This window comes from Streptomyces sp. NPDC031049, assembly GCF_055571015.1.
In genome coordinates, this window is record NZ_JBVIGC010000003.1 from 152,110 (window position 1) to 168,323 (window position 16,214).

Genomic DNA, 16,214 nt, shown 5'->3' on the forward strand with positions numbered 1-16,214 from the left:
TGGCTCAAAGCATCGGAATAGTTGCCCAGGCACACGGAGTTCACCACTCACGTACCGTCCGCCCGACCGCACGCAGGCGGCCGGCGCTCACCGTCCGCTCCCGACCCCCGCCGGAGGCCCCACGCGATGACCCCCACGACGCCCGACGAGTCCACCCCCCGAGCGAGCGCCGCCGTCGTCCCCGTGCTCGCCTTCGCGGGCATCGTCGTCGCCGTGATGCAGACCGTCCTGGTCCCGGTCGTCAAGGATCTCCCGCAACTGCTGGACACGACTCCCGCCAACGCCACCTGGGTGCTGACCTCCACCCTGCTCTCGGGCGCCGTGGCCACGCCCATCATGGGCCGCCTCGGCGACCTGTACGGCAAGCGCCGGATGCTGGTCGCCAGCCTCGCCGTGATGGTCGTCGGCGCACTGATCAGCGCGTTCACCGCGGCCCTGGTCCCGATGATCGTCGGCCGTACGCTCCAGGGCTTCGCGATGGGCGCGATACCGCTCGGCATCGGCCTGATGCGCGACATGCTCCCGCGGGAGCGGCTCGGCTCGGCGATGGCGCTGATGAGTTCCTCCATCGGCGTCGGCGGCGGCCTCGCCCTGCCCGCCGCCGCGCTCGTCGCGCAGCACACCGACTGGCACGTCCTGTTCCACGGCTCCGCGGGCCTGGGCGTCCTCGCCATCGCGCTCACCCTGCTCGTGGTGCCGGAGTCCCCGCTGCGCGCCAAGGGCTCCTTCGACCTGCCGGGCGCCCTCGGTCTCTCCGCCGGGCTGGTCTTCTTCCTCCTGCCGATCACCAAGGGCAGCGACTGGGGCTGGACGTCGCCCGCCACGCTCGGCATGTTCGCCGCGGCGGCCGTGGTCCTCCTGCTGTGGGGCCTGATGGAGCTGCGTGTCGCCGCCCCGCTGGTCGACCTGCGCACCACGGCCCGCCGCGAGGTGCTCCTGACCAACCTGGCCTCCATCATGGTCGGCGTCAGCTTCTACGTGGTCTCCCTGGTCCTGCCGCAGCTCCTCCAGCTCCCCTCCGGCACCGGCCACGGCCTCGGCCGGTCCATGGTGGTCGCGGGCCTGTGCGTGGCGCCGCTGGGCCTGACGATGATGTTCACGGCCCCCGTCTACGCCCGGCTGTCCGCCCGCTACGGCCCCCGGACCACGCTGATCACCGGCATGCTGGTCATCGCCCTCGGCTACACCGGCGGCCTCGGCCTGATGAACGCCGCGTGGCAGACCGTCGTCACCTCGGTGCTGCTCGGCGCCGGCATCGGCCTGGCGTACTCCTCCCTGCCCGCGCTGATCGTCGGCGCGGTCCCGCCCTCGGAGACCGGCGCGGCCAACGGGCTCAACACGCTGATGCGCTCCATCGGCACCTCGGTCTCCAGCGCGGTCATCGGCATGGTGCTCGCCAGCACCTCGGACACCGTCGGCGGCGTGGAGATCCCGACCATGCGGGGCTTCCGCCTCTCCTTCCTGATCGCGACGGCCGCCGTCGCCGCCGGTCTGCTGTTCGCGTTCCTCCTCCCGCGCCGCCGCCCGGCGGCCGGCCCGCGACTGCGCGCGAGCAGCGAGGAGGACGCCCGCCTGGCCCGCGCCGAGCAGGCGCTGCGCGGCTTCCGCGGCCGGGTGCTGGCGGCCGACGGCACCCCGGTCGCCCGCGCCAGGGTCACACTGCTCGACCGGCACGGACGCCGCGCGGGCGCCACCGTCTCCGGCGAGGACGGCGGCTACGCCCTCGCCGTGCCCGCCGAGGGCCCGTACGTGCTGGCCGTCCGCGCCCCGGGGCACGGCCCGCTCGCCCATGCGGCGACCCACCCGGGCGGAGACCACCCGGCCGGCCTGGACCTGTCCCTGCCGGAGGAGTCCGTCCCGGCGTAGCGCCGCCGCCTGCCGTCCGGTACCCCTGCCGCACACCCCGGCGGGGGGTTACGGCACGATGGGTCGCCGTCAGACCCGCACCACCGAGAGGCCCCCATGCCCACGGCCCCCCACCCCGACGCCGGCGTCCGGCCCGGCGCCGATGTCCTGGCCGCGTTCGAGAGCGCGAAGGGCTTCATGCCGAAGGACGAGGGCCTGGCCCTGTACGCGGCGGCCATGACGGCGGGCGCCCTCGGGCTGCCGCTGCTGGAGGTCGGCACGTACTGCGGGCGCTCCACCGTCCTGCTCGCCGACGCGGCCCGCCGCCGCGGCGTCACCGCGCTCACCGTCGACCACCACCGCGGCAGCGAGGAGCAGCAGCCGGGCTGGGAGTACCACGACCCGGAGACGGTCGACCCCGAGGTCGGTCTGATGGACACGCTCCCCGCGTTCCGCCGGACGCTGCACCGGGCGGGCCTGGAGGAGCACGTGGTGGCGTTGGTCGGCCGCTCCCCGCAGGTCGCCCGGCTGTGGGGCACGCCGCTGGGCCTGGTGTTCGTGGACGGCGGCCACACCGACGAACACGCGAGCGCCGACTACGAGGGCTGGGCCCCCCACCTCGCCGAGGACGGTCTGCTGGTGATCCACGACGTCTTCCCGGACCCGGCCGACGAGTTCACGGGGCAGGCCCCGTACCGCGTCTATCTCAGGGCCCTGGAGTCCGGCGCGTTCACCGAGGTCTCGGTGACCGGCTCCCTGCGCGTCCTGCGGCGAACGGGCGCGGCGGGCCGGGTGCGCGGTTAGAGTCGCAGACGTGCTGTAAGGATTCGGAAGACTTCCCAGGTCAGCGGCAGGAAGTGCGGCGATGTGAGACGCCGAATCTCACGAATTCTCACACGGAGGTCTCGGGCGAGCCGTCGGCGACGCCGAGCAGTTCGTTGAGATGGACCACCGCAGCACCCATGTCGGCCGCGGTCGGGTGGACGTACTTCTTCTTCGTGAAGCTGGCGTTCGTGTGGCCGGCCCACGCGGCGAGGATGACATCCGGCACGCCGTTCACCGCCAGGAAGGTCAGGCACGAGTGCCGGGCGTCGTACAGCCGCACCCGGCGCAGCTCCAGCTTCGCCATGAGCCGGTAGGCATGCTCGCGCAGGTACCGAGGCGTAAGCGCCTGGCCCATCTCGTCCACGAACACATAGCCCGACCCGACGTAGTCCCGGCCGAGCGTCAGCTGCTCGGCCTCCTGCAGCACCTTGAAGTTCATCAGCGCCAGCCGCACCGGCTCCGGCAGCGGCAGCGTCCGCTCGCCGGCCAGGCTCTTGGTGTCCTTCTCCAGTACCCGCGCGTTCCGGATCATCGTGCGGGTGTTGGCAACCTCGAGGCGCCCGGAGTCCAGGTCGATGTCCTCCTGCCAGCGCAGGCCGGCGACCTCCGCAGGACGTAGGCCCATGCAGGACAGCAACAGCGGCGCGAACAGCCGGTCGTCGCGGATGCCGACGACGAACTGCTTCACCTCGGCCACCGACCACGGGGCGGGCCGCTCGTTCTCGCGGCGATCCTGCTTCCTCGCCTTGCGCGGCACCGTCACGAACTCGGCGACGTTCTGAGCTACGACCTTCTTCCGGACCGCGTACCGCAGGGCGGCGCGCAGCCGGCCGAGGATGCCGTCGACCGTGGACGGCCTCAGACCGGTGCCCTTTGGGCCGCCGCGGCGCCGGGCCTCCGTCAGCAGCCACGTGACGAACTGCTCGACGTGCTCGTCCGTGACCTCCTGCACCCGCATGTCGCCGAGCCGGGCCCGGATGTGCGTCAGCCGGTTCTCGTAGCCGTCGACCGTCGACTCCTCGAGGTCGTCCTCCTTGGACGCCATGTAGGCGTCGAGCAGCTGGTTGACGGTCATCCGGCTGGGCACGATGAGCTGGCCGGTCCGGCGCTGGTTGATGATGCGGGCCCGCTCGGCGACGGCCTCGGCTCGCGTGTCGCGGGTGATGGTCAGCTGCTTGCGCTTCCCGTCCGCATCCTTGCCCGCGTCGACCATCGTCCGCCAGCGCACGTCGCCGTTCCGCAGCACGATCTTCTTGATGGGGTCAGCCATCGTCGCGCCCCGATTCCAGAGCCGCGGCCTTGCCCGCAGGCGTCGTGATGTTGAAGCTGCGGAGGCCTTGCGGTCGGGCCCAACGCGCGAAATCGAGGCGCGCGGTCCCATCGTCCCCCTCGGGGATCCGCAGCGGGCGCTTCCCGTCCGCCCACTTCCAGGCGTCTTCAGCCGGCACCGGCTGCTGCACACCGGTGATCTCCGCTTCTCCCTTGGTGGTGTCCGGCAGCAGGAGCGTCGACGGGTTAACTCCGAAGACGACAGCGAGAGCAACGAGGTCGTCTACATCGACGCGCCTGATCTGTTTGGTTGTGTCCTTGTCCGCGCCATTCTCGATCTTGTTGATGGCGTCCTGACTCAGCTTGCGACCGACTCCGTCCAGCGCTTCAGACAGAGCCCTGAGGCTCCAGCCGCGGTCCTTGCGCAGCCGCCGCACGTTCGCGGCAACGGCTCGTCCACTGGCACCCAACTCGATACGTCCCGTCGTCATGATCTCGATGCTATCTATCGAGATCTTCTCGAAGATTTTTAGGATCTTGCGGAAGCTCCCTGCACGCCTTATGGTCGTCATCATCACGCGAAAGTTCGTGATGATGCAACACCTTCATCGAGAAAATCTCGAAGGGATGGACTGATGGGCGAAGCGTGGCTCACTCCGCTGCAAGCCGCTCAGCGGCTGGGGGTGCACCCCGGAACCCTCGCCAACTGGCGATGCATGGGCCTCGGACCCACTTACACGAAACTCTCCGACCGCCCGAACGCGCCCGTGCGCTACCGGGAAGCCGACGTGGAAGCGTTCAGGCAGCAGGCGAACCAGGAGGCCGCATGACCGCCCCCGCTCGCCTCAACCCGAAGTCTGCGAAGCAGCCGACCCTCGACGAGGTCAGGCAGTGGCCAGCAACCTGCAGCGTGCGCCAGGCCGCGCTCGCCATCGGCTGCAGCCCGACCCACCTGAGCGCCCTGATCCGGCGCGGCGAATCCCCCGTCAAGACGATCCCGCTCGGCAGCAGCCGACGCCAGCTCGTCATCACCGCATCTCTGGTCAGGCTCCTGTCCGGAGAGGACCAGGGGGCCGCGTGACCCAGAACGCAGAAACGCCCCGGGGGCTGACCGGGGCGTTTCCAGGAGACTCCGCGGCGGGCGGTAAGTCCGCTGCCACCGTAGCGCAGGTTCGGCGTCGGCGCGAAGCCGCCGAACGGTGCGAACCGTTCGACTGTGGCCACCGCGACCCGCTCGACTGCGAAGCCGCCAGCTGCGGCGAGGCGCCCGACCAGGTGCCCGACCCGGAGCCCGCGGACGTCGACCCGGACGTGCTCACCGAACTGTGGGCCAACGCCAAGGCTGCCTGGACCAACCGGGACTTCCCCAAATACGGCAGCCTGGAATGGATCGCCCTCGGCCCCGACGACCCCCGGCGGCTGGCCGGCGCCCTCGAGGCCGCCGAGTGCTGGCGCAAGTACGGCGACGAACAGGAACTCTGCGCCTGGCTCAAGCGGCTGTCCAGCAGCCCCGAGGCCGTCCTGCGGGCCCGCTCGCTCGCCGAACTCGACGCCCTCGCCAAACCCAAGCCGCCCCACCAGCTGCAAGCCACCCCCGGCTGGCCCCCCATCCGCGTACCGGGCGGCAACGGCCGGTACCTCACGTACCGAGAAACCCACCAGGAGGCCGCATGAGCGAGCCCACCGTGCGGCCCGTACCCCAGCCCCCACGGCTTCACGTCGTCCCCGTGCCCCGCAACGCGCACCGCGGCCATCTCGGCATGGCCGAACGGTTCGTCGAGCAGCATGCCGACTCCCTGCGACACGTCCACGGCATCGGCTGGCACCACTGGGACGGGGCCCGCTGGAAGCTCGACGAGGAACGCGTCGACATCGAGGCCGCCATCGCCACGACCAAGCGTGCGCTGCGTGCCGTCCTCGACATGGACAAGGGCGACGAGCGAGACGCCCTATACGCCGACGTCCGAAAAGCCGAAAGCGCGTCCGGCATCGAGGGCATGCTGAAGCTGGCCGGCGCCATGAAGCCGATCTCCGTCCCGTCGCGGGCATTGGACGCCGAGCCCTACCTGTTCAACACCCCGGCCGGGACCGTCGATCTGAGCCAGGGAACTATCCGGGGCAACGACCGCGATGACCTCATCACCAAGGTCTCAGGGGCCGCGATCGGCACAGAGCTGAACGAGGAGTGGGAGACCTTCCTCGAACGCATCCTCCCTGACCAAGAGGTGCGAGCCTTCGTTCAGCGACTGTTCGGCTACGCCATGCTCGGCAAACAGACCGAGCACGTCATGCCGATCTTCACCGGCACGGGTGCCAACGGCAAAGGCACCCTGCGCGACGCCTTGGTCGCCGCGTTCGGCGACTACGCCATCGAGGTCGACCCGTCACTGCTCATGGAGTCCAAGCACGAGAAGCACGGCGCGTTCAAGATGCGACTGCGCGGCGCGCGGCTCGCCTTCTGCTCCGAGACGGAGAAGGGCCGCAAGTTCGCTGAGGCCACCATGAAGCGGCTCGTCGGGGGTGACCCCATCGAAGCCAACTACATGCACAAGAACCCCATCACCTTCGACCCCTCGCACACCCTCGTGATGCTGACCAACCACCTGCCAGCGGTGAGCGGTGACGACCCCGCGGTGTGGCGCCGCATCCTCGTCGTGCCGTTCGACGTCGTCATCCCGCCCGAGGAACGCGACCCCGAACTGCCGGAACGGCTGAAACGGGCGGCGACGGCCGTACTCGCCTGGGCCTATCAGGGCTGGCTCGACTACCAGAAGCAGGGGTTGAATCCGCCGGACGCTGTCCGGGCCAGGACCGAGGAGTACCAGGCCGCCAGCGACGCCCTCGGTCGGTTCCTCGACGACCAGACGATCACCAACCCCCACGGCTATGTGCGCGCTCGCGATCTGTTCAGCGCATGGTCCGACTGGTGCCGGGTGACCGGTGAGCAGGCGGGGAGCGAAGTGTCGTTCGCCGAGTCCATGTCGCATCGGGGCTTCACCAAGAAGCGCAGCAGCAGCGGCCAGGTGTATCGCGGGCTGATGCTCACTGGCGGCGAGGAGGCCGAAAGCCGTTGACCTGCAGAAGTGTAGGGGCGTGCAGGGTTTTCCGGTTTCTCTCCATGCGTGCATGCGTGGAGAGTTTCGGAAAACCCTGCACAACCCTACACACCCCCCTCCCGACGCAAGATCACCGCCCCCCCCACTTCCTCCCGTTGCTGCCTCTCTGGCGGCCACCACAGACCAGGAGTCAGCCCGTGAACTACGTCGACAACCAAGTGCAGGCCGCCATAGCGGCGGCGAGGAACAAGCGGCAGCAGCAGGCGCAGCAGCGGGCCGAGCTCGACGCCAACCGGCAGGCCGGCCTCGCCGCCCGCAAGACCGCCAAGCTGAAGCGGCTCTACTGCGCGACCTGCGCCCGCAGGCAGTGGCGCGGCAGCTACCTTCGCTGCCCCCTCGGCTGCGGCGCGGCCCTCTGCCGCAAGAACCCCCACTGCGGCAACACCCACCTGAGGCAGTGCGACAACCGCTCCGCACCCGAGGCCGCATGATGTTCGCTTTCGATACCTCGCGCGGCTACATCACCTGCGATCGCGGATGCGTCCACTGGGGGCCGCACGGTGCCGCCGGCCTCCTCCTCCGTCACGACGGCCGCTACCTCCTTCAGCAACGGGCGCCATGGGTCCACTACGGCAGCACATGGAGCATCCCCGGAGGCGCCCTACAGCGCGGCGAACACCCCCGCAGCGCCGCACGCCGGGAAGCACGCGAAGAACTCGGCTCCCTGCCCCGGTTCCACCACCACGCTACCCACCGCAACGACCACGGCGGATGGACCTACCACACCGTCATTGCCGACACCCTCGAACCATTCGCTCCCGGCCACGGAGACGGCGAAGGCATCCGCTGCGACTGGCTCACCCTCGACCAGATCAACCGGCTGCCCCTGCACCCTGGCTTCGCCGAAGCCTGGCCCGGCATCCTCCACAAGCTCACGGAGCAGCCCACATGATCCTGCCCGACGCCCTTACCACCGACCACGACCCGCGCATGTGGGCCGACCACCAGCTGCAGAACGACATCACCCGGTACATCACCACCCAAGCCGGCGCCCTCCGCCCCGACGTGTTCGCCGTCATCCTCGACCGCACCCACCCCGACCGGGTGCCCACCATCCTGTGGCACGCCTGGAAACGGCACAGCATCACCGCGGCCGTCGTCGCCCAGCACATCGGCAAGGCCTTCGCACACTGCTCACGGCCCGCCGAACTCCTCTCCCAGGACCGCTGGCTGAGGCTCTTTCAGCGCGCCGGATTCACCGTCGACGGACACCCCGCCAAGCGGCCTACGGAACCTACCCAGCTGTTCAGGGCCGCCCACCCCCAGCACGCCCGCCGCATGTCCTGGACACCATCCCTCGACACGGCCCGCGGCTACGCGGCCGGCGAAGGTCACACCCAGCCTGGAGCAGGCCACATCTTCACCACCGTCGCCCAACCGCACCAGGTGCTCGCCATCAACGACGAGATCCTGTCCAACCCGCTCGAAGTCGAGTGGGTCCTCGACCCGCGGCACCTCGACATCACCAAGCACGACACGGTGGCCGCCGCATGACCCCGGGCCCGTACCGCTATGCGGCCTCCGCCCGCAGCCAGCCGGAGGCCAACCCCAACATTTCGGAGGACGCACCGTGACCGACCAGCCCCCGCCGAAGAGCCCCGGCATGCGGATGAGCGACCTCATCCGCGCCACCCCGCCCCGCCGCGTCCGCCGCCAGGCCCTCGACAACCTCCGCCGCGGCTGGGGCCAGACCACCGACAAGGAGACCGACCGTGGCTAAGGAACTCCCCTGCAAGGCCGTGTACGAGGGCTACGACGCCGGCTACTACACGCTGCCCAGCGACGTCGTCCAGGCCCGCGAGACCTGGCGCAAGCTCGCCGCCATGCCCTACCCCGAGCCTCCGAAGAACGCGTTCGAGGTCATCCTCGACGTCGCCAACGAGACCGTCGACGCCGTCCACAACGGCACCAAGCTCCCCGACGTCAAGCGCGTCGAGAAGGCCCGCGAAGCCCAGCGCATCTACGAGGACGCCTTCAGCCTCATGGAGCACTGCCTCGACACGGCCGTGCAGCGGGGCACCAGCACCCTCGCGCAGCAGGCCATGACGATCCTGACGAAGCACCTGCGGCCCGCCCACGACGAGACCGTGCAGGCCTACCGGGACGCCTGGCACCTCCTGCAGGAGTACGGGGAGCACGAGCCCCGCCGGCTGCTGTCCGCACCCGACGAGGTCCGGCAGGCGTCCGACACCTGTGACCGCATGGTGGAGCGGTACCTCGCCATCCGTGCCGCACGCAGCGACCTGTGGATCAACCGCGGCATCCGATGCGTCGACGACCCCAACGGCAAGTACACGCACCTGCGGAACTACCACGAGCTCCACCCCGTGCGCCTCGCCACCGCGAAGCCCGGATGGCACGGACTCAGTGGCCGCCACTACCTCGACTGGATGATGGCGCACGGCGGCCAGCTGTGGCTGCCCACGCCCGACGAGCAGAGCGAAGCCATCCAGGCCGAAGCCCACATCGGCCGGACGTTCACGCCCCGGGCGGCGTGACCCATGGATCCGGCGTCAACGTCACCCGCTGCGGCCACGCGTTGTAGGCCGACCGCAGACGGGAGCGATGGGCGGCGAGCGAGTCCTCCTTTCCTCGCCGTGACCCGCCCAGCGCCGACCGGAGCGGGCCGGACCACGGTGGCCCGGCCCGCCCGGAGCCCAGACGGCCACCGCGCACGCGCGCACGCGGGTGGGGGCGCACCCCCGCCCGCGCGCCTGCGGGACCGCGGGGGAGGGAAATCCGTGGCGCCGCGAATTGGAGGCTTTTGGCGGAGCGATCTTGGCGGGAAGGGGAGAAAAAATCTCCGGCCAAGATCGCTGGGGGACCGCCGCGGCCAGAGAGGGAGATCCCAGCACAGAATCCGGGATAGGGGGTCTGTGAGTTGAGCGCGCGTGTGCCGTTCTGGCCGCGGCGGTCCCTGTGCCGTTTCCCGTAGTGATTCCGACACCCCTTGGGAGGGGCGATGAACGAAGAGGACGAGCAGGTGGAAGAGCAGGAGCCGGTGGGCGGTCCGGTGGTGACGGTGCCGACGCCGGACGGCCCGGTGACGGCGCCCGCTGAGGCTGCATCGCACTGGGACGTGCGCATCTGGGGGCAGCGATGAGGGTGCGCACGCTGGACGGCACGGAGGCCGCGGGCACGGTGCTGGTCCTGGCGGTCATCGAGCACGCTGAGGACGCCCCGGAGGGCCCGTGGCTGGCGAATCTGGGTGACGCGATGGTGGTGGACGGCTCGGGTACGGCCTGGTTCGCCGGCATGGACAGCGTGAGTCGTCTGCTGGAGTTGCCGTGCACCTGCGAGCACTGGGAGCTGACGACGTACCGGAATGGTGTGGAGATCTCCCGCACGGTGGGTGTAACCAGCTAAAATGGTCGCAGGTTGATCGACGGCCCGTCTATCGGTCCGCGGATTGGCTCACTCCGAAGATGGCCGTGGGAGGCCATCGGCCCGGCTCGCGTCTCTCCTCATTCCGCGCCGGCCAGCCGCCCGTCTCCCTACGGTCTCCGGTTTGGAGCCTCCGCCAGCTGAAGGCCCGCCCCCTCGGCGCCTCCGGCTTCACCGCTGTCGAGTTCCCGCGTTCCGGCCGCCCCTCGGGCCACCGTCGAGCGCTCGTCTCCAGCACGCCGGGAAGACACCCATGACTTCCCAAGGGGACACCCATGCAGAAGGACATCAAGCAGCTCGGCGAGGAGCTGAAGAACCACCTGGAGGCCGCGCAGGCCATCGCCTCGAAGGCGGAAGAGGAGAAGCGCGACTTCACCGCGGCGGAGATGACCGAGGTGAAGTCGCACATGGACGCGGCCCAGGGTCTGAAGGCCGACATGGAGGCGGCCAGGGCGACGCAGACGATGCGCACGGCTCTGCAGGAGCTGGGCGACGGCATCGCCGGTGGCGGCCGGTCGGTCAAGTCGGACGTGCATCCGCGGGTGAAGGCTTCCGGTGGCACGGACTGGGGCGACACGGTGGTGAAGGCCGTAGCCGGCCCGGACGGCTACAAGGGCGTCCTGGCGAACGGCACAGTCGCGGTGAACGTGCCGCTGGACCCCGAGCCGGTGCGTATGGACGTGCCGGTGCTGACGCTGCGGCAGCTGATGCCGAACGTGCGGAACACGTCGGGCCGGTTCGCGTACCTGCGGCAGACGACCCGCACGAACAACGCGGCCCCGGTCGCGCAGGGCACGAAGAAGCCCACCAGCATCTACACGCTGTCGCGGGTCGACGACCGGGTGCGGACGATCGCGCACCTGTCGGAGCCGATCGCGAAGCAGGATCTCGACGACGTCGGCATGCTGCGCCAGTTCATCGACCAGGAGATGCGCCTGGGCCTGGATCTGGCGCTCGAGGAGCAGATCCTCAACGGTGACGGCACGGGCGAGAACATGACGGGCATCGGCAACGTGTCAGGCTCGCAGGTGCAGGCGTTCGACACGAACCTGCTCGTCACCACGCGGAAGGCCGTGACGAAGCTGGAGCGCTACGGCTACCTGGCCGGCGCCGGCTGGGTGATGACGCCGGAGGACTGGGAAGCGATCGAGCTGCTGGCGGACAACGAGGCCCGCTTCTACTACGGAGGCCCGCAGAACATCGTCAACCAGGGTGCGCGCCGTCTGTGGGGTGTCCCGGTGGTGGTGACGGACGCGGCGGCGACGGGCACGGCATTCCTGGCGGACTTCCGGCAGATGAGGCTGCAGGTGCGTCAGGACGGTGTCCTGGACTGGTCGGAGAACGTCTACGACCCGAACGCGCTGGGTGCCGGCTCCGGGGCGAGCGACTTCGAGCGGAACATGCTGCGCTTCCGGTTCGAGGGCCGGTTCGGTCTGGAGATCCTCCGGCCTTCGTCCATCGTCGAAGTCGACCTGACCGCCGTCTGACCCGCTCCCCGCAAACAAAAAGGCCCCCGTCCTCGGTCCTCGAGGACGGGGGCCTTCGTGGTGTCAGGGCGGGTGTCACGGGCCGCTGTCAGGGTGCGTGACACCCGCGTCTGCCTAGGGGAATGGGTGTCACGCGGCCCTGACAGTGTCAGCTGTCAGGCTGGTGTCAGGACGGGGACGATGCGCCACCGGCCGGTCTGTCCGGTCTCCTTCACGCGCCCCTGCTTGTACGCCTCCTTGAGCTGTCCGGACACCCAGGGGCGGGACAGGTTGTGTGTCGCGCACCAATCGTGGAAGTCCTTCGGGCCGACGACCATCTGCCCGTTCCGCTCGAAGTCCTGCAGCGCTTCCTCGAAGAGCCGGCGGGCTTCCTCTCCCTTCGGCTTGCGCCCGGTGTCCTGCCCGAAGATCGGGGTGTCGTCGCCCTGCTGGTCCTCGGGCAGCTCGGCCTCGGGGTCGATGTCGACGTCCTCGGGGTCGACGGCCGGCTCGTGCTGCATGTCGTCGTCCTCCTCGGCCGTCGTCTGGCCGGCGTTGCGGTCGATGTAGGCGCGTCCGGCGACGCTGGCCGCGGCAGCTGCGGTGACGGGGTCGACTCCCGCGCGGATCGGCTCGAACGTGCGGGTCACCCATTCCAGCGACACGGGGTCGTTGCGGAACGTGCGGGCCGGTGTCGACCACAGTTCCTCGTCGATGCCCTTGGCGACCAGGTAGCTGTATCCGGGCCGCTTGTTGCCCCATGCCCCCGGGTTGGCGCCCGCGTCGAGCACCTCGGAGGGTAGGGCGAACTGGGCGTCCTTCTCCTCGACCCCGAAGCACAGCGACGCGGGCAGCGACGCGCGGGTGTCGGTGCTGATCTGGTAGCCGGAGGCGCGCTGCATCGAGATGACCAGCCACACGCCTGCCGATCGGGCTTCCTGGGCGATGCCGGTGAACACGTCGTCGTCGATCGCTCGCAGGGTGTTCGCGGCCTCCTCGAACCAGGCGACCAGATAGGGCACGCCGGGGCAGCCGCAGGCGCGGCCCTTCTGGCAGGAGTGCGCGGGGTCGTCCTGCTGTTCGGCCGCGGCGGCCTCCCAGCTGCGGTACTTGTGGTCACCGAGCCACTTCTGCCGGGCCGGGACGGCCACCTTGAGTGCCTCGATCATCATTTCGGCGCCGGCCGGGGTGTCGACGACCCAGTCGCATGCCGGGAAGGCTTCGCCGAGGTCCTGCCCGCGCTTGGGGTCGGACAGCCAGCCGATGACGTCCCGGCGGGAGAACACCTCGCACAGCACGTCGATGGCGCCCTCGGTCTTTCCCGAGCCGGTCATTCCCATGATGAGCAGGTGGAGTGCCTCGGGGATGGTGAGCTGCAGTTCGCGGCCGTCCTCGTAGACGCCGATGACGATGGGCTCGGCGATGGAGCCGCCGGGGTTGGACGGGCCGGGGTACCAGATGATGTCGCGCAGCATGTCCTTGGGCACGATGGTGAAGGTGCCCCGTGCCGCGGACTCCGGGTCGGGCCGGTTGCGGACCGCGTTGGCGGGGACGTCGAGGGCCGCAGCGAGACCGGGCAGGGCCTTGGTCACGTCCTGGTTGGTGCCCTCCCCGGCAGGGAGGGCGTAGGGGACGGTGACCTTGTTCGGCTCGACCTTGGGCTGCCCGATCTGCGCCTTGGCCAGGCCGACCTTCGCCAGCAGGCCCTTGTCGGAGTCTTCGCCGGCCGCCTCGGGGGTGCGCAGCATCAGACGGACGTTCCACGACAGGGCGAGGGTGGCGCCGCCCATCAGGTACAGGTCGGGCAGGGGTCCGGTGAGCGGTCCGGCCAGGGCCGCCGCGGTGAACCAGGTGGAGCCAGCCGCGACGGTGACGGCCGAGTGGAGGCGCCGCTGGGCGCTGGTTGCCCGGCCCGCCCACCAGGTGACCCCGGTCAGGGCGACGGAGGCGAGGGTAAGTCCGACGCCGGCCGCCGCGGAGCCTTCCCACATCAGGCTCGATGCGCCACCGGTCAGACCGACCCCGCCGACCGTGAGCCACGGCGGCAGATGAGGCTTGGCCCGGTTCAGCAGGTACCCCCGGACGGAGCCACCCGAGCCCGTGCCGCGGTCCATGGTGGTGAGGGCGCCGATGTTTTCGTTTCGGATTTCGTTTCGCTTCATCTTGGCCGCGCCTCCTTACTGCTGAGCCCAGTTGATGACCGGCTGCTGGGGCTTGCGGGCGCGGTGGCGTACCCGGTTGATCTCTTCCTCGTACTCCTGCTGGAAGGTCGAGTAGCAGGCAGCGGCGTTCTTCGCGGCGTTGCGCAGCTCGTCGGCGGCCTTGTTCATCTTCCGGGCGACCTTCTGCGCGCGGATTCGGGAGCCGAACGGCCGGCCTTCCGGGTCGGGCACGGCGGCCAGCACGGCCTTAAGGATCTCGGCGGCCATCGCGACCTCGATGGACAGGGTCACGCCCGCGGCGCGCAGAGTGTTGCAGTAGTTGCGGACCTGCGCGGGGGATGTGAACTCGGGGGCCGGCAGGAGACTGCGGGACTGCTGCCGGCCGCCCTGCGCAGGCGCGCTCCGGTTGATGGTGATGTTGACGGGCGGGACGAAGCCACCGCCCATGGCACCGACGAACCCGCCGGCCGCGGCGCCCGCGTTGGCGAACTTGTTGCCCTTCGGGTCCGCCGCGTTGCGGGGCGGCGGGGTGAACGGCTGGTGCGCCTGGCGACGGGCGAAGTCGTCGACCTGCTGTGCGCTGGTGCGGCGTGTGCCGTTGCTGGAAGCCATGTCAGGTCTCCTCTGGTCAGCGGTTGTTGAGGTAGTCGCGCCACATCGAGCGCAGGACGAGGAAGCAGCCGGTTCCGCAGGTCGCGGCGACGGCGACGGCGATAGCGGCCATGGCGAACGCGAAAGCCAGAGCGCAGGCGACGCACCCGCCGACAACGGCAAGGCCGCCGATGGTCCACCACTTCCGGGCGTCGAACTCCTTGCGCGGCGGGTGGTTGTGCTGGCAGGTGTGCTGCGGCTGCTGCTGGGCGGCCTTCGCCAGCTCCAGCGCGGCCATCGCGACGGCCAGGACGTCGGTGTTGCTCTCGGCTTTGGCGACCGCAGCCTCGGCCTTCTTCAGGGCGTCGCTCACTGCCGCCACCTCCTCGACCGAGAGCGCCGGGCGCGGACGTCGGCGACGACACCGGCACCGAGAGCGAGAACGATCGGTTGCCCGGCCAGGGCAAGCAGCTGGGGGAAGCTGAGCAGCAGGACCGCGGTGAGGGCGAGCAGAGTCCACTTCACGGCTGGCCCCCGCCCGGCTCGGCCAGAGCCTTCTCCCGGTCGTACAGGGCGTCGATGGTCTCCCACGAGGCGGTCAGGCCGCGGGCGTTCATCTCGGCCCGCATCGCCTCCCGGAACTTGCGCTTCGACGGCGGCGGGCTGGTCGCGTACAGCTGCGCGGCGAGCAGCGCGACCGCGTGGTCATTGGCGCGCTTCACCTCCTGTGCCGAGGGCGTGCCGCCACCCGTGCCGGGCGAACCGTCACCCCCCGTGCCAAGTGCAGGAACACCCTCCGGCACGCCCCCCGACAGCAGGGCCTCCAGCTCCTTGTCGGAGACCAGGCCGGGCAGCTCTGCAGGCTCGGGCAGGGGGTGCCGGTCGATGATCTCGACGTACCGCTCGAACGCGTCGTGGGTGACCGTGACGGCCTCCGCTTCCGCCTGCCGGGCCGCCTTCACGATCTCGGCGGCGGCCCTCGTCTCGTCGGCCCGTGCCGCGGCCACGGCGCGGGAGACGGCGATACGGTCACGGGTCGCGGCACGGGTCCGGTCGATGGCGGCCTGCGCCCGCGCACTGATCCGGGTGCGGTCCCGGTCGATGGCCATGACCAGCGTCACCTTCGCCAGCACGGGGATCAGGGCGCCGACCACGGCGGCCAGGACGTCCCCGGCGAGCAGGCCGTGCACGGCCAGGACGGCGACGGTCAGCGGCAGGAACACCCACCCGATCGCCTTCGGCAGGCGAGCGCTGGAACCCTGCCGGCGGTGCGCGGTCTCCTGCGCCAGGGCGTACAGCCAGACGGCGTCGTAGAGGACAGCGACGCTGTACGCGAACGCGGGATGCGCCTGAGCGGTGAGGGTGTCACCGATGGCAGCGACGGCCCACACGACGGCAACAGCGGTCAGGGCGGCGGGCAGCAGCCACGGCGCCGCCTTCTTCAGCTTGCTCATTCGCCCACCTCCGGGGCAGCAGCGCGCACCACACGGTGCGCGGCAAGGCAGACGCCCTCACGGTCCCGGCGCTCGCTAGCGTCGAGCAGCGCGGCCATCAGG

21 protein-coding genes are annotated in these 16,214 nt (G+C 70.3%); 14 read left to right on the forward strand and 7 right to left on the reverse strand.

Annotation, left to right across the window (positions count from 1 at the left end; all coding sequences use genetic code 11):
* Positions 1-126 precede the first annotated feature (126 nt).
* Both ACZ45Q_RS06290 and ACZ45Q_RS06295 read left to right on the forward strand, forming a co-directional pair.
* Positions 127-1,866: an MFS transporter gene (locus ACZ45Q_RS06290; protein ID WP_468255708.1), complete on the forward strand. Its 1,740-nt coding sequence runs from the start codon at positions 127-129 to the stop codon at positions 1,864-1,866.
* Positions 1,867-1,962: 96 nt separating this feature from the next.
* Positions 1,963-2,649, forward strand: coding sequence for a class I SAM-dependent methyltransferase (locus ACZ45Q_RS06295; protein WP_468255710.1), 687 nt, complete (start codon positions 1,963-1,965; stop codon positions 2,647-2,649).
* A gap of 88 nt (positions 2,650-2,737) precedes the next feature.
* Here the strand turns inward: ACZ45Q_RS06295 and ACZ45Q_RS06300 are convergent, their stop codons facing one another.
* Together ACZ45Q_RS06300 and ACZ45Q_RS06305 are read right to left on the reverse strand one after the other, a co-directional pair.
* Complete coding sequence (locus ACZ45Q_RS06300; protein WP_468255713.1) at positions 2,738-3,940, reverse strand: tyrosine-type recombinase/integrase; 1,203 nt, start codon at positions 3,938-3,940, stop codon at positions 2,738-2,740.
* Positions 3,933-4,514 carry a helix-turn-helix domain-containing protein gene (locus ACZ45Q_RS06305; protein ID WP_468256461.1) on the reverse strand — a complete coding sequence of 194 codons (582 nt, stop codon included), beginning with the start codon at positions 4,512-4,514 and terminating at the stop codon, positions 3,933-3,935. Before ACZ45Q_RS06305 ends, ACZ45Q_RS06300 begins: the two co-directional genes overlap by 8 nt.
* 60 nt (positions 4,515-4,574) lie before the next feature.
* Between ACZ45Q_RS06305 and ACZ45Q_RS06310 the strand changes: the two genes are divergently transcribed.
* The 12 genes from ACZ45Q_RS06310 (at position 4,575) to ACZ45Q_RS06365 (ending at position 11,926) form a co-directional block, all read left to right on the forward strand.
* Positions 4,575-4,769: a helix-turn-helix transcriptional regulator gene (locus ACZ45Q_RS06310; protein WP_468255716.1), complete on the forward strand. Its 195-nt coding sequence runs from the start codon at positions 4,575-4,577 to the stop codon at positions 4,767-4,769.
* Positions 4,766-5,020 carry a DNA-binding protein gene (locus tag ACZ45Q_RS06315; RefSeq protein WP_468255719.1) on the forward strand — a complete coding sequence of 85 codons (255 nt, stop codon included), beginning with the start codon at positions 4,766-4,768 and terminating at the stop codon, positions 5,018-5,020. Before ACZ45Q_RS06310 ends, ACZ45Q_RS06315 begins: the two co-directional genes overlap by 4 nt.
* Positions 5,021-5,214: 194 nt before the next feature.
* Positions 5,215-5,613: a hypothetical protein gene (locus ACZ45Q_RS06320; protein ID WP_468255721.1), complete on the forward strand. Its 399-nt coding sequence runs from the start codon at positions 5,215-5,217 to the stop codon at positions 5,611-5,613.
* Entirely contained in the window at positions 5,610-7,013 is a 1,404-nt protein-coding gene (locus ACZ45Q_RS06325; RefSeq protein WP_468255724.1) for a DNA primase family protein, read from the forward strand. Before ACZ45Q_RS06320 ends, ACZ45Q_RS06325 begins: the two co-directional genes overlap by 4 nt.
* Positions 7,014-7,192: 179 nt before the next feature.
* On the forward strand, positions 7,193-7,486 hold the full coding sequence (locus ACZ45Q_RS06330; protein WP_468255726.1) for a hypothetical protein: 294 nt from the start codon (positions 7,193-7,195) through the stop codon (positions 7,484-7,486).
* The gene (locus ACZ45Q_RS06335) at positions 7,483-7,947 is read left to right on the forward strand and encodes an NUDIX domain-containing protein (RefSeq protein WP_468255729.1); all 465 of its coding nucleotides are present in this window, start codon (positions 7,483-7,485) and stop codon (positions 7,945-7,947) included. The genes ACZ45Q_RS06330 and ACZ45Q_RS06335 overlap by 4 nt, the downstream gene beginning before the upstream one ends.
* A complete protein-coding gene (locus ACZ45Q_RS06340) occupies positions 7,944-8,549 on the forward strand; it encodes a hypothetical protein (protein ID WP_468255732.1) in 606 nt (201 codons plus the stop codon). Before ACZ45Q_RS06335 ends, ACZ45Q_RS06340 begins: the two co-directional genes overlap by 4 nt.
* A gap of 76 nt (positions 8,550-8,625) precedes the next feature.
* The gene (locus ACZ45Q_RS06345) at positions 8,626-8,775 is read left to right on the forward strand and encodes a hypothetical protein (protein WP_468255735.1); all 150 of its coding nucleotides are present in this window, start codon (positions 8,626-8,628) and stop codon (positions 8,773-8,775) included.
* Positions 8,768-9,553 (forward strand): hypothetical protein, encoded by a 786-nt coding sequence (locus ACZ45Q_RS06350; protein ID WP_468255737.1) that lies wholly within the window; start codon positions 8,768-8,770, stop codon positions 9,551-9,553. The genes ACZ45Q_RS06345 and ACZ45Q_RS06350 overlap by 8 nt, the downstream gene beginning before the upstream one ends.
* A gap of 464 nt (positions 9,554-10,017) precedes the next feature.
* Complete coding sequence (locus tag ACZ45Q_RS06355) at positions 10,018-10,158, forward strand: hypothetical protein (RefSeq protein ID WP_468255739.1); 141 nt, start codon at positions 10,018-10,020, stop codon at positions 10,156-10,158.
* Positions 10,155-10,421 (forward strand): hypothetical protein, encoded by a 267-nt coding sequence (locus tag ACZ45Q_RS06360; RefSeq protein ID WP_468255742.1) that lies wholly within the window; start codon positions 10,155-10,157, stop codon positions 10,419-10,421. Before ACZ45Q_RS06355 ends, ACZ45Q_RS06360 begins: the two co-directional genes overlap by 4 nt.
* A 293-nt stretch (positions 10,422-10,714) precedes the next feature.
* Positions 10,715-11,926, forward strand: a complete 1,212-nt coding sequence (locus tag ACZ45Q_RS06365) for a phage major capsid protein (RefSeq protein ID WP_468255745.1) — start codon at positions 10,715-10,717, stop codon at positions 11,924-11,926.
* Between the two features lie 155 nt (positions 11,927-12,081).
* Here the strand turns inward: ACZ45Q_RS06365 and traB are convergent, their stop codons facing one another.
* Genes traB through ACZ45Q_RS06390 form a run of 5 tightly spaced genes read right to left on the reverse strand, consistent with a single transcriptional unit; the run spans position 12,082 to position 16,112 of the window.
* Entirely contained in the window at positions 12,082-14,067 is a 1,986-nt protein-coding gene (traB, locus tag ACZ45Q_RS06370) for a plasmid transfer protein TraB (protein ID WP_468255747.1), read from the reverse strand.
* 15 nt (positions 14,068-14,082) lie between these two features.
* The gene (traA, locus tag ACZ45Q_RS06375; RefSeq protein ID WP_468255749.1) at positions 14,083-14,679 is read right to left on the reverse strand and encodes a plasmid transfer protein TraA; all 597 of its coding nucleotides are present in this window, start codon (positions 14,677-14,679) and stop codon (positions 14,083-14,085) included.
* A 16-nt stretch (positions 14,680-14,695) separates the two neighbouring features.
* On the reverse strand, positions 14,696-15,031 hold the full coding sequence (locus ACZ45Q_RS06380; protein WP_468255752.1) for a hypothetical protein: 336 nt from the start codon (positions 15,029-15,031) through the stop codon (positions 14,696-14,698).
* Complete coding sequence (locus tag ACZ45Q_RS06385; RefSeq protein ID WP_468255754.1) at positions 15,028-15,183, reverse strand: hypothetical protein; 156 nt, start codon at positions 15,181-15,183, stop codon at positions 15,028-15,030. The genes ACZ45Q_RS06380 and ACZ45Q_RS06385 overlap by 4 nt, the downstream gene beginning before the upstream one ends.
* On the reverse strand, positions 15,180-16,112 hold the full coding sequence (locus ACZ45Q_RS06390; RefSeq protein WP_468255757.1) for a hypothetical protein: 933 nt from the start codon (positions 16,110-16,112) through the stop codon (positions 15,180-15,182). Before ACZ45Q_RS06390 ends, ACZ45Q_RS06385 begins: the two co-directional genes overlap by 4 nt.
* Positions 16,113-16,214: the final 102 nt, after the last annotated feature.